Below are 11,885 nucleotides of genomic sequence, written 5' to 3' on the forward strand. Positions count from 1 at the left end.
CGCTACAGCTGAGTGATGTCCAGCTCGCCGTTCGCGTACTGCTTGCGGATCACCTTCTTGTCGAACTTCCCCACGCTCGTCTTCGGCACCGCAGCCACCACCGCCCACCGCTCCGGCAGCTGCCACTTCGCGATCTTCCCGGCGAGGAATCCCCTGAGCGCCGCGTAGTCGGCGGTCGCGCCCTCCTTGAGGACGACCGTCGCGAGGGGCCGCTCGCCCCACTTCTCGTCCGGCACGGCCACGACCGCCGCCTCCGCCACCTCCGGGTGGGCCATCAGCGCGTTCTCCAGCTCAACACTGGAGATCCACTCGCCACCGGACTTGATGACGTCCTTGGCGCGGTCGGTGAGGGTGAGATAGCCGTCGGGGCTTATGACACCGACGTCACCGGTCCTCAGCCAGCCGTCCTCGCTGAACTTGTCCTCGGGCTTGACCGCCTCGCCGCCCGCGCCTCCGTAGTACGCGCCGGCGATCCACGGGCCGCGGACCTCCAGTTCACCGGCCGACTCGCCGTCCCAGGGCAGGAAGTCGCCGCCGGGGCCGGCCAGCCGGGCCTCGACACCGGCCGGGAAACGGCCCTGGGTCAGGCGGTACGGCCACTCCTGCTCGTCGGTGAGTCCGGCAGGCGGGTTGGACATCGTGCCGAGCGGTGAGGTCTCCGTCATGCCCCAGGCGTGGCAGAGCCGTACGCCGAGCTTGTCGTACGCCTCCATCAGCGACGGCGGACAGGCCGAACCCCCGATCGTGACCCGGGCCATGGACGTCAGATCGCGCGGGCGGGCGGTCACCTCGGCGAGCAGGCCCTGCCAGATAGTGGGGACAGCGGCGGCGTGTGAGGGCTTCTCGCGCTCGATCATCTCGGCGAGCGGGCCCGGCTGCAGAAAGCGGTCGGGCATCAACATGTTCACGCCCGCCATAAAGGTGGCGTGCGGCAGGCCCCAGGCATTGACATGAAACTGAGGGACGACGACCAGAGTGGTGTCGTTGTCGGTCAGTCCCATCGACTCGGCCATGTTGACCTGCATCGAGTGCAGATAGATGGAGCGGTGGGAGTAGACGACCCCCTTGGGGTCACCGGTGGTGCCGGAGGTGTAGCACATGGCCGCGGCGGCCCGCTCGTCCAGCTGGGGCCAGTCGAAGGTGGTGGGGCGGTCGGCGATCAGCTCTTCGTACTCATGCACCTGCGCGTCGGACCCGTCGAGGAGACCACGGTCGCCGGAGCCGGAGACGACGATGTGCTCGACGGTCGGCAGATGCGGGAGGAGCGGGGCGAGCAGCGGCAGCAGGGAACCGTTCGCGATGACCACGCGGTCGGCGGCGTGATTGACGATCCAGATCAGCTGCTCGGCGGGGAGCCGGAGATTGAGGGTGTGGAGGATCGCGCCCATGGAGGGGATCGCGAGATACGCCTCGACATGCTCGGCGTTGTTCCACATGAGGGTGGCTATGCGCTCGTCGTCGGCGACTCCGAGCTCGTCACGCAGGGCGTTGGCGAGCCGCGTCGCGCGCCCGCCGACCTCGGCGAAGCTGCGGCGCTGTGGCTCGCTCTCCCCGGTCCAGGTGGTGACCTGCGACGTCGCGTGGATGGTCATCCCGTGGTGCAGGATGCGGGTCACAGTCAGCGGTACGTCCTGCATGGTGCTCAGCACGGCGTCCTCCCGGTGGGCGCTAGCGCTACGTGGCGGTAAGGGTTCCGGAGATTCTGCGCACGTACCGCGCGGTATGTCACTACCCGGGAGTAGAACCCACGCAAAAGGCAGGGATCAGCGGACAGGTGAGAGCTCCGGGTCCTCGCGGAGCTTTCCGAGCGCGCGGGACACCGCGCTCTTGACCGTGCCGACCGAGACCCCGAGCACCTCCGCCGTCTGGACCTCGCTGAGATCCTCGTAGTAGCGCAGGACCACCATCGCCCGCTGACGGTCGGGCAGTTTCATGACCGCCCGCCACATCGCGTCGTGCAGCACCTGCCGCTCCGCCGGGTCGGGCTCCGGCACGCCCGCCGGCTCCGGCAGCTCCTCGCAGGCGAACTCGTCGACCTTGCGCTTGCGCCACTGCGACGTACGGGTATTGACGAGGGCCCGGCGGACATAGCCGTCCAGGGCGCGGTGGTCCTCGATCCGGTCCCAGGCGACATACGTCTTGGTGAGGGCCGTCTGGAGCAGGTCCTCCGCGTCGCACGGATCCGAGGTGAGTGAGCGGGCCGTACGCAGCAGCACGGGCCCCCGTGCCCGGACGTACGAGGAGAACGACGCATAGGGCTGGTAGGGCGAGTACGAGGCCGCCTTGGCGGCTTTGGAGGCGCTCGTGCAGACAGACGTGGTCATGGCTCCACGCTAGGAGTGGGGCCCACCCCGGGGGATCGGCCCCAGGTCCCGAAGCGATGTCCGCCTCAGGGAGTAGGGGTGGTGCTGGCTCCACCTCCTGAAGGTGGAGGAAAGGCCGAGAGGCCGTCAGGGTCGACCCCGGGGAAACGGCCCGCGCGACGGTACCGGAGCACCGCCGCGCAGAGCTGTCACCCCTCAGTCACGCCCCCATCGGGCCTCAGTCACGCCCCCCATCGGGCCGCAGGTCGCCAGAGATTGGTGAAGTTCACCGCGACTTTCTTGTTGGACTGGTCGATCAGCGTGGGGCCCCCCGAGCCGACCACGTTCGCCGTGTTGTTCCGGTTGGACGCCCCGGCCCCCGTCGCCACCTGCTGTGTGGTCGTCGAGTTGCCGAAGTTGGCACCGCCCACCCCGCTGCCGCTGAGCGTGGCCACGGTCGCGTTCGCCCCGTCGTCGGAGAGAGCTCCGTTATCGGCCTGGGCCACCCCCGTGAAGAGCACGGCTGCGAGGGGCAGCGCGGCAACAGCGGCGGCGGCACGGGCGGTACGGAAGCTTGCCATGTCATTTCCTCCAGGAACCAGAAGTGCGGCTTTTCCAAGGAAGTTGGCCAACCGCCTTGGACGTGATGACGACGTCGCGCTTCAGAGCTGCCCGCCGAATCCACCGCGAACCACCATGGAGCCCCTGGAGTATCCGATTCCCTCGTAAGCGTGAGGACCAGCCGATAAACCCCTTGTAGCCTCGAAGCGCCCTCGAAGCACCTCGAAGCCCGCCTTTCCGGCCGCTGCGCACCAACGGATCCTGGCCCCGCAGGAGGTGAACCGTTCCGCCAGATTCTCGGCCCGCCCGCAGACCGTCCACCGCCCACCCACAGCCCACCCACAGCCCACCCATCGCTATGGCGACCCCCCTTCCCTTCTTCGAACGCTTGTACGAAAATGGATGCATGGCCACCACCGCCCGGCACACCGCCACCCCGGCCCTCGCTCACGCACTGTCCGCCGCCGAGCGCGGGCTCCCCGTGTTCCCCCTCTCCCCCACCAAGCTCCCCGCGCTGCGCTCACCCCACCGGGGCGAGCCCGAGCCGGTCCTCTGCCGCGGCGAGTGCGGGCTCCCGGGCCACGGGGTGCACGACGCCACCACCGACCCGGCCGCCGTACGCGTCCTGTTCGCCCTCGCGCCCTGGGCCACCGGCTACGGCATCGCCTGCGGCAGGCCCCCGCACCGGCTCATCGGCATCGATCTCGACATCACCCACGCGGACGACTCCCCGCACGAAGCCACCGTCACGGGCGCCACCGGTACCACCGCGCAGGCCGGACCGGCCTCGGACTCCGTGGCCGCCCTCCAGCAGCTGGCCCTCCAGCATCTGTTCACGCTCCCGGAAACCGTGATCGTCCTGACCCCGAGCGGGGGCCGTCATATCTGGCTGACGGGCCCGCCGAACGTCGTGGTGCCCAACTCCGCGAGCCGGCTCGCCCCCGGCATCGACGTGCGCGGCGCGGGCGGCTATCTGGTGGGCCCCGGCTCGGTCACCGCCCGCGGCGCCTACCGGCCGGCTCCCGGCACTGCGGGGCTCTCGCCCGCGCCCTGCCCCCGCGCGCTGCTGCACCTGCTCACTCCCCCCGCGCGCCCTCACCACCCCCGGAGCCGGCCCGCGCAGGGCCACGGCCTGGTGCAGTTCGTCCTCGCCGCGCACGAGGGCCAGCGCAACACGCGGCTGTTCTGGGCCGCGTGCCGCGCGTACGAACACGGCTTCGGCGAGGCGCTCGTGGAGTCCCTTGTCGACGCCGCCGTACGCACCGGCCTGAACGAACACGAGGCGCGCGCGACCATCGCCTCGGCCGCCCGCCTCACCGCCGGCCGCTGAGGAGCGGCAGAGGGGACCGCCGAGACAACAGCAGAGGGCGCCCTCCGGCCAAGAGGGCGCCCTCTGCTGTGCGTCAGGAAGCGTCGGCTCCCTTACGGCGACGTACGCCCATGACCAGCAGGCCGCCCAGCGCGGTGACCGCTGCCGCCGCGCCCGCCACGAGCGGTGTGCTGCCGGCGCCGGTGGACGCGAGGCTTCCGGTGGTGACCGCCGAGGGGGTCACGGCGGACTGGGCCTGCGGGACATTGCCGCCCGTGCCCCCGGAACCCGCGTCGGAGCCGCCGCTCCCGCCCGTCGTACCACCACTCGTCCCGGAGCCGCCCCCGGACCCGGAACCCGACCCCGAACCCGACCCGGACCCGGCTCCCCGCACATCGATGTCGATCTTCGCCTTGTCGTTGGCCGGGTTGTGGTCGAACTCCGGGTGAATGTCGTACACCGACGTGGCCTTCACCTCACCCGAGGTGTCGTGCGCGCCCTTCTTGATCTTCAGAACGAAGGTGTACGAGTGGACCGACCCGACCTCCAGCGTGTAGTCGCTCGGGTAGCAGACGTACCGCGGCTTGCCCGGCTCGGACGGTCCGCTCGGCCCGTCGATGGCGAACGGCTGGCATTCCTCGGGTACTTCGATCGCCGTCGTGCCCTGGGGAATGGTCACCATGAGCGCCGGCTGATCGTCGCTCACATGGTTCTGCACCCAGCCGGGGCCGTCGTTGCGCAGCGCGGCCTTGACGGTCACCGTGCTGCCCGGCTCGCCCTCGGCCCGGTCGCCCACCGCGACGAGATCGGCCGAGCTGTCCGAGTCCACCGCCAGCCGGTGGTGGCTCTCGGTCATCCCCTCGACCGGTACGCCGCCGGTGGGGCCCGTGCCGTACTCGATGACCTCCATCAGCGCCTTCGGCAGCACCTTGAACCGTATGGGCACGCTGAAGCTCTTCCCGGGCTCGATCACGGTGTCCAGCTGGCAGAGCGCCTGGCGGACCTGATCACGCACGGTCGTGTACGTACAGCCCTCGATCGGCTCCGGATACTCCAGGCCGCGGGTGAGGCGTATCCGGAAGACGACACCGTTGGCGGCGGCGGTGCCGTTGTTGGTGATCGTCACGGAGTCCTGGCGGAGCTCTCCGACCTTCAGCTCCGTCCCGGGCAGCTCCGTCACCACCAGACGGGGCTGCCCCTCGTCTGCCTGCGCGGCCGGGGCCAGAGCGAGGACGGGTACGGCGGCCGCGAGCGCGGCGGCAGCGGCCACGGCAGCGGTCGAGGGACGGAAAAGCTGACGCACGACGGTTCTCCTCGGTGGGGGAAACATGGGACGAACTGCGGGTGCACATGAAGTGGCGTTCGATGGCTAGACCATCGAGACGGGGCAGTGGTTGTAGCTGGCCACCCCCCAAGATCGGCCCGGCCACCGCCCAGGACCGGCCCGTCGGCCGCCACCGCGGACCGGCCCGGCGGCCGCCGCTGCCCCGTCTCGCCCAACCCCCTCACTCCCAGGAGTTCTCCTGGTAGCTTCGAGCTCTCTTGGCCGTCGTGAACCATCCGTCACTGGGGGACCGTATGGGTATCGAACTCGCCGACCTGCTCGCCTCGTTGAGGTCGGAGATCGACAGGGCCCGTCTCGACGCCGACGACCAAGAGGTCCGCTTCCGGATCAACTCCATCGACCTGGAGCTCCAGGTCGCTGTCGAACGGTCCGCCGAGGCGCAGGCCGGTGTGCGGTTCTGGGTCGTCTCGCTCGGCGGCAAGGGCGGTGTCAAGACCGGGGAGACCCATGTCGTCAAGCTCAGCCTGACCGCCGAGACGAAGACCGGCGACGCCGTCCTGACCGGTGACGACGTTTCGGACCTCCTCGCCGCGGGCTGACCCGTAGATGAGCCCTATCGACGCCGGCCGGGTGGCCGAGGTCATCGTCGGGCGCGGTACCGCGTACGGTTCCGGCTACCGGATCAGCTCCCGGCTGGTGCTCACCGTCGCCCATCTCTTCAAAACCACTCCCAACGGCGCCGGCACCCGCAGCAACAACGACAGCGGCCGGGGAATCGACTGCACCGTCCGGCTGGGCGGAGGCACCACCGACCTGCCCGCCACTTCGGTGTGGCACAGCGCCGGTCACGACCTCGCGCTGGTCCGCCTCGACGAGGTCACCGACAAGGTGCCGCCCGTCGCCTTCGGCAGTCTGCGCCCCGGCGTGGGCCGTATCCCCTTCACCGCCATCGGCTTCCCGGCCTTCGCGGAACGCCCCGCCTCCGCCGGCGTCCAGGGGCTGCGGCGGCGGGACAGCAGACAGGTCGACGGGTTCATCCAGCTGGGTTCCAACCTGAAGTCGGGGCTCCTGGACCTCTCGTTCACCACCTCCCCGCCCCTGGCAAGCAAACCGGACCCGTGGAAGGGGATATCGGGCGCGGCCCTGTTCGTCCAGAACGGCGCCCTGCTCGTCGGCGTCCAGGCGAGCCGGCTGCCCGCGGGCGGGACCAGCAGCGCGGAGGCGGAGCCGATCGCGGAGGCGCTGAAGGATCAGGAGTTCGTCGACCACCTCGTCATGAACGGGGTGCGCCCACACCCCGTACTGGTCGATCCTCCTGGTCAGATGTCCCGGACCCTACTGCGGGCGGTGATCCCGCAGGAAGAACTCATCGAGGGCTTCGGGGACTTCAAGAAGAATCTGACCCCGGAGCGGCTCCCCTTCGTCAGCCCGGGCACCCACCACCTCGCGGAACCGCAGAACCTCTTCCGGCGGCTGGTCACCTCTGCCGAGCGAGGCGTCCTGCTGGTGGGCGCGGCGGGTACCGGGAAGACCCGTACCAGCATGGAAGTGGGACGCAGAGCGCTCGACGCCGGCTGGCGGGTGCTTCACGTCCTCCCGGGCGAGGACGCGTCGATCACCGACCAGATCGCCGAGCAGGTGTTCGCGGAGACCAGTGCCGTACTGGTGGTCGTCGACTACCTCAACGAATCCCTGCTCGACCTTCCCGCGCTGCGGCATCGCCTCATCCCCGAGGCGCACCGCCGCGGCGTGTCGGTCGCGCTGCTCGCGTCCGTACGGCCGGGCTGGCTGCAGAAGGCCGACCGCGCCCTGCTGCACGAGCTCTTCGACGAGGTCGAGCTGCGGCAGGACGACGAGTTCCAGCGCATGGTCACGGACAAGGCCCTGGCCACGATCGCGCCGACCGCCATCCACCAGCTGGGGATGGGCCGAATGCTGGAGGTCTGCGGGCACCGTCCGATCGTGGCCCTGCTGATCGCCCGGGAGGTCGAACGCCGGGTCGTGGAAGGGCATTCCGTTCCGGAGGCGGCCGGCCTGCGGTCCGGCGGCGAGCTGCCCGGCTGGCTGGAACGCAGGCTCAGGGAGGACGGACTGACCGTCGCGGGACGCGAGGACACCTTCCGTCCCGCGCGCGCCTCGTCCGCGCTCGTGGCCGCCGCGGCGGCGGCCGCTGCCTGCCCTCAGCCCCGTACGGAAGTGATCGCGGCCGCGCACGCGGCGCTGTCCCGGGCCACCGGTCAGGTCGAGGAGGCGGCGGCCGACATCGTGGCGACGCTGCTTGCCCTGGGGTGGCTGGAGCCCGACAACGGGGTGCTCGCGGTGGCTCACGACGTGGTGGCGGACCAGCTCATGGAGTCCGTGATCCTGCCCGAGCGCGACTCGGTGCCCGACCTCTCCGGCACCGACGCCATGCTCGCGGGCTGCCTCACGAACCCCCGTACGGTGGGACGCTTCGCCGTCAACGTCGGGCGCCTGGTGAACGACCTGGCCCTGGCCGGCCGCGCCGGCCCGGTCACTCCCGTACTCGACAGCTGGTTCGCGCGGCACGCGCCCGACATAGGCCGCGTCATGCGCAGCGACGCCGACGTGGGCAGCTACGCGCTGGGGGCGATCTGCTCGGGGCCGCCCTGGTCCACCGCCGCCGTACGGAGCTGGCAGGAAGTGGTCACGCCCTGGCTGACCGACTTCGGTACGGGTCTCAACGCCCGCCACCTGCTGTACCGAGGGCTTCGCCATCTCACCGGCGACGGCGCGCTCCTGCTGGTGCCCACCGCGCTGGCGTGGCTGAACCGGCACGGTCTGTCACTGAACGCCAGTTTCGTTCTGAATCCGCTGCTGTCACGACCTGACCTGACACCCCACGACGTTCAGCGGACCGTCACCACCGCGCTCACCTGGCTGACCGCGCACAGCACGACCGTCGAAGCCCAGTTCGTCCTCAACCCCCTGCTGGCCCGTGCCGACCTCACACCCGACGACGCCCAGCAGGTCGTCACCACGGCGCTCACCTGGCTGGCCGGCTACGGCACCACGGCCGAGGCCCGGTTCGTCTTCCACCCACTGGCGTCCCGCGCCGACCTCACACCCGACGACGCCCGGCAGACCGTCACCACGGCGCTCACCTGGCTGGCCGGCTACGGCACCGTCTCCTACACTCCATTCGTCCTCGCGCCACTCCTCGCACGCGCCGACCTGACACCGGACGAAGCCGAGCGGACCGTCACCACGGCGCACACGTGGCTGGACCACCACGGCACGACGGTCGAAGCCCAGTTCGTCTTCAACCCGCTGCTGTCGCGCACCGACCTCACGCCCGACGACTCCCAGCGGTCCGTCACGATCGCGCTCACCTGGCTGAGCAGCCACGGCGCCATCACCGACGCCCAGTTCATCCTGGCGCCGCTCCTGGCGCGCGCCGACCTCACACCGCACGACACGCAGCAGGCCATCACCACCGCACTCACCTGGGCACGGGCCTTCCCCTCCCTGGTCAACGCCGATTTCCTGCTGGGAGCGTTACTCAGGCTGCTGCCCTGGCAGGAGATACCGGCGGACATGACCGGCCTGGTCGACACCTGGGTCACCGCGCATGTGCCGGCCCAGGACTTCACGTATCTGAGCAAGTGGATCCTGCGCAAGCGGCTGATGAGTCTCACGATCTTCGAAGCGCTGCTCGCCTGGGTCCGGACCCATACCGACAGCGAGGATCTCATCCCCCGTCTGGCCTCGGCGGGACCTCAGGTCCGCCCGTACATCACGTCGAGGGAGAGCGCCACGCGCTGGCTCAACAGCATCGGCAGCTGCCTCGACTACGCCGAGCGCCATGGACCGGCCGCGAACATGAACGGGGCGCTGGACACCCTCATCTGCGACCTCACCCTGCAGTTCAGCACCGGAGTGGCCGCCGCGTGGGCGGACGACTACATCCAGCGGTGGCTGGCGCTCCCCTTCTCGATGGACCCCGCGGTCTTCCGCTACCACGACCAGGTCGTCCGCCGCTGCCACGCCTTGATCCTCATGGGCCGATTCGACGAGCCCGAGGCGGCCGCCCTGGCCGTACGGCTGCGGACGTGGGTCACCCAGTGGAAACAGGCCGAGCGCAGCGCCGAGACACTCGCCTTCATCGACGAACACATGCCCGCGGCCCCGGCCGGCGATCAGCGCCCGGTGCCCGGGCAGTGATCGACGGCCGTCGCGTGGTCCTGGCGGATTCGCACAGCTCGCCAGGACCACACGGTGGCCGGCTGCGTATTAGTTGAACGCGCGCTTGTCGGCGTCCAGGCGGTGCGAGAGCCGTACGGTGATGAACTCGTTGCTGTCCGGCTTGCCCGGCGTGCGGCCCGAGGAGAACGGGAAGTTGTTGTCGTTCATGACAGCCACCGTCCGGTCGTCGAGCAGGACCACGTCCTCGATCGTGGTGAACGGGAAGCGGAAGGTCTTCCCGAAGCCGCCGAGGCCCTTCGGGTTCGCCACGTTCAGCAGATCGACCACCAGCGTCTTGTCCATGACCCCGTCCCGGTTACGGTCGCGGTTGTCGGCCAGGTAGATGCGCTTGAAGGCGGCGGCGTCGCCCTCGCCGCCGTCGCGCTCGATGACGAGGAAGCGGTGGCTGTCCACGGCGATGGCGTCGCCGATGGCATGCGAGGGCGACTCGAGGCGGTAGACCCAGTGCTTCCCGGTGTAACGCCCCTTGCGGAGGTCGAAGTCGTTCAGGCGCAGGTCGCCGGGCTTGTCCCCGTCCACCGTGCCCTCAAGAAGCGGGTAGAGGTGACGGCCGTCGACCGAGCGGACCATGCCCTCGTAGCCCTTGCTGCTGCCGAGGTTGGGCTTTCCGCCGTTCAGGTACGGATTCTCCGGGGCCTGCACGCCCTTGAGCGGGATCGGAGCCTGGAGGAGCTGCCCCTTCGCCGAGAAGTGCAGCAGGAACGGGCCGAACTCGTCGCCCATCCAGTAGGTGCCGTCAGAGGCCCGGACGATGGACTCGACGTCGAAGTCGGCGCCGGTCAGCACCCGGTCGGCCCGGGTGAGCGCGAACGGCACGCGACGGTGGGGGTCGCTCAGGTTGAACCCGCCCAGCACCTTGACCTTCCCGGTCCGCGCGTCCGGCTTGATGTGGTGGACACGGAGCAGGAAGTCGGCGCTGTTGGCCTTGTTGCCGTAACCGTTGTCGGACAGCACGTCGAAGGTGCCGTCGTGTCTGTTGAGGATCCCGCTGAACCCCTGCACCGGCTGCCCGGCGAACGGCGCCGTGATCCCATTGGTCGGCTCAGTGCCGAGAGCGAAGCCGGACGGCAGGCTGCCAGGCACGAACGTCTCGGCGGGAAGCGACGCGAACCCGGTCAGCGTGGCCTGACCGAAGTTCTCATGTCCCCGGTCGGCCATCGCGGGCGCGGCAAGACCGATGGTCAGCGCAGCAGCGCTCAGTGTGATCAAAAGCTTCTTCATGCCGCGCACGGTAGAGAGAGCGAATTACGGACATCCCAACAGAAGGCAACCCAAGCAAGACCACCACACGGCCCCGCCACCCCCCAGGTCCACCCACCAGCCCCCCTCCGTCGGCCGGCAGCGCCAGATTCCGGGGTCCGCCTGTGGGACCAACACCGATCCCAGGCGATCCAGCGCCGAAGGGGCGCCTCGGCGAGAGGCACCCCTTCGGGGCCGCGTCCTTCGTCGCGGAGGCGTTGCGCACCGCGCGGGCGCCGAGCAGGCGTGAAGTCGGCTGTTCGGGAGGGTGATGGGGGTTGGTCGCGGACTGTTTCGCGCGGCGTGAGACGCGAGCGACGGCAGCGGAGCTGGTCGAGGGGCTCCCGCTGGAGCTGGATACGCGGAACTGCTGGACGCTCGCGCGGCCCTGGGACATTCGGGCCCGCACCGGCTGCAGCACCTTCTGTCGCGCGCCCGGTTCGACCACGACCGGGCACGAAAGGAGATCGCCCGCCTCGTGATCGATGAACTGGCCGGTCAGGACGTGGTGTTGGTGGTGGACAAGACCGGTGATGCGAAGTCGTCCACGGACTGCGTGGGGGCAGGTCGGCAGTACTCCGGCGCGATCGGCGGTGTCGGTCTGTGCCAGGTGGCGGTGCATCTGGCGGCGGTCGCCGCGTCCACGAAGGTGATCATCGACCGGCCCTGTATTCTCCCGGCGGACTGGGCGGAGGACGAGGAACGCCGCGAGGTGGCCGGGGTGCCGCAGGAGATCGTGTTCGCGACGAAGCCGCAGCAGGCACTGGCCATGGTCACCGACGCGCTCGCCACGGGGATCGTTGCCCGCTGGTTCGCGGGCGATGAGCTGTACTGCGGTCGCGAACTCCGACGGGGCATAAGGGCGCTGGGCATTGACCGCAGGCTGCGAACCGACCGTTGGGAAGCTGCTGAACCCGGGCAGGCGAGGTAAGCGGTGCCGAGTCCGGCGAGGACGCTGACGATC

Annotated in this window: 8 protein-coding genes and 1 pseudogene; 4 read left to right on the forward strand and 5 right to left on the reverse strand. The window is 70.0% G+C overall.

The window, feature by feature from the left end; genetic code table 11:
• Positions 1-2: 2 nt before the first annotated feature.
• The 3 genes from ACZ6MZ_RS00780 to ACZ6MZ_RS00790 all read right to left on the reverse strand — a co-directional run bounded on the left by ACZ6MZ_RS00780 (position 3) and on the right by ACZ6MZ_RS00790 (position 2,884).
• Entirely contained in the window at positions 3-1,649 is a 1,647-nt protein-coding gene (locus ACZ6MZ_RS00780; protein ID WP_469348970.1) for a long-chain fatty acid--CoA ligase, read from the reverse strand.
• Positions 1,650-1,763: 114 nt separating this feature from the next.
• A complete protein-coding gene (locus ACZ6MZ_RS00785; RefSeq protein WP_384178039.1) occupies positions 1,764-2,324 on the reverse strand; it encodes a SigE family RNA polymerase sigma factor in 561 nt (186 codons plus the stop codon).
• A gap of 221 nt (positions 2,325-2,545) precedes the next feature.
• Positions 2,546-2,884, reverse strand: coding sequence for a hypothetical protein (locus ACZ6MZ_RS00790; RefSeq protein WP_469348977.1), 339 nt, complete (start codon positions 2,882-2,884; stop codon positions 2,546-2,548).
• Between the two features lie 386 nt (positions 2,885-3,270).
• Between ACZ6MZ_RS00790 and ACZ6MZ_RS00795 the strand changes: the two genes are divergently transcribed.
• Positions 3,271-4,194 carry a bifunctional DNA primase/polymerase gene (locus ACZ6MZ_RS00795; protein ID WP_469348979.1) on the forward strand — a complete coding sequence of 308 codons (924 nt, stop codon included), beginning with the start codon at positions 3,271-3,273 and terminating at the stop codon, positions 4,192-4,194.
• Between the two features lie 73 nt (positions 4,195-4,267).
• Here ACZ6MZ_RS00795 and ACZ6MZ_RS00800 read toward each other — a convergent pair whose 3' ends face one another.
• Positions 4,268-5,476 (reverse strand): COG1361 family protein, encoded by a 1,209-nt coding sequence (locus tag ACZ6MZ_RS00800; RefSeq protein WP_469348981.1) that lies wholly within the window; start codon positions 5,474-5,476, stop codon positions 4,268-4,270.
• A gap of 275 nt (positions 5,477-5,751) precedes the next feature.
• On the opposite strand from ACZ6MZ_RS00800, the gene ACZ6MZ_RS00805 reads away from it, so the two are divergent.
• Together ACZ6MZ_RS00805 and ACZ6MZ_RS00810 are read left to right on the forward strand one after the other, a co-directional pair.
• Positions 5,752-6,057, forward strand: coding sequence for a trypco2 family protein (locus ACZ6MZ_RS00805; RefSeq protein WP_384178052.1), 306 nt, complete (start codon positions 5,752-5,754; stop codon positions 6,055-6,057).
• 7 nt (positions 6,058-6,064) lie between these two features.
• A complete protein-coding gene (locus ACZ6MZ_RS00810; protein WP_469348984.1) occupies positions 6,065-9,640 on the forward strand; it encodes a trypsin-like peptidase domain-containing protein in 3,576 nt (1,191 codons plus the stop codon).
• A 69-nt stretch (positions 9,641-9,709) separates the two neighbouring features.
• On the opposite strand, the gene ACZ6MZ_RS00815 is transcribed toward ACZ6MZ_RS00810, so the two are convergent.
• A complete protein-coding gene (locus ACZ6MZ_RS00815) occupies positions 9,710-10,903 on the reverse strand; it encodes an esterase-like activity of phytase family protein (RefSeq protein ID WP_389790383.1) in 1,194 nt (397 codons plus the stop codon).
• A 299-nt stretch (positions 10,904-11,202) separates the two neighbouring features.
• Here ACZ6MZ_RS00815 and ACZ6MZ_RS00820 point away from each other — a divergent pair.
• A pseudogene (locus tag ACZ6MZ_RS00820) lies at positions 11,203-11,795 on the forward strand (IS701 family transposase); the annotation flags it as partial.
• Positions 11,796-11,885: the final 90 nt, after the last annotated feature.

The organism is Streptomyces sp. NPDC042201 (assembly GCF_055582185.1).

What these genes read in the sequence shown, in the direction of transcription:
- ACZ6MZ_RS00785 (WP_384178039.1), bottom strand. Translation starts at nt 2,324, where the DNA reads ATGACCACGTCTGTCTGCACGAGCGCCTCCAAAGCCGCCAAGGCGGCC.
- ACZ6MZ_RS00790 (WP_469348977.1), bottom strand. Translation starts at nt 2,884, where the DNA reads ATGGCAAGCTTCCGTACCGCCCGTGCCGCCGCCGCTGTTGCCGCGCTG.
- ACZ6MZ_RS00795 (WP_469348979.1), top strand. Translation starts at nt 3,271, where the DNA reads ATGGCCACCACCGCCCGGCACACCGCCACCCCGGCCCTCGCTCACGCA.
- ACZ6MZ_RS00805 (WP_384178052.1), top strand. Translation starts at nt 5,752, where the DNA reads ATGGGTATCGAACTCGCCGACCTGCTCGCCTCGTTGAGGTCGGAGATC.
- ACZ6MZ_RS00810 (WP_469348984.1), top strand. Translation starts at nt 6,065, where the DNA reads ATGAGCCCTATCGACGCCGGCCGGGTGGCCGAGGTCATCGTCGGGCGC.
- ACZ6MZ_RS00815 (WP_389790383.1), bottom strand. Translation starts at nt 10,903, where the DNA reads ATGAAGAAGCTTTTGATCACACTGAGCGCTGCTGCGCTGACCATCGGT.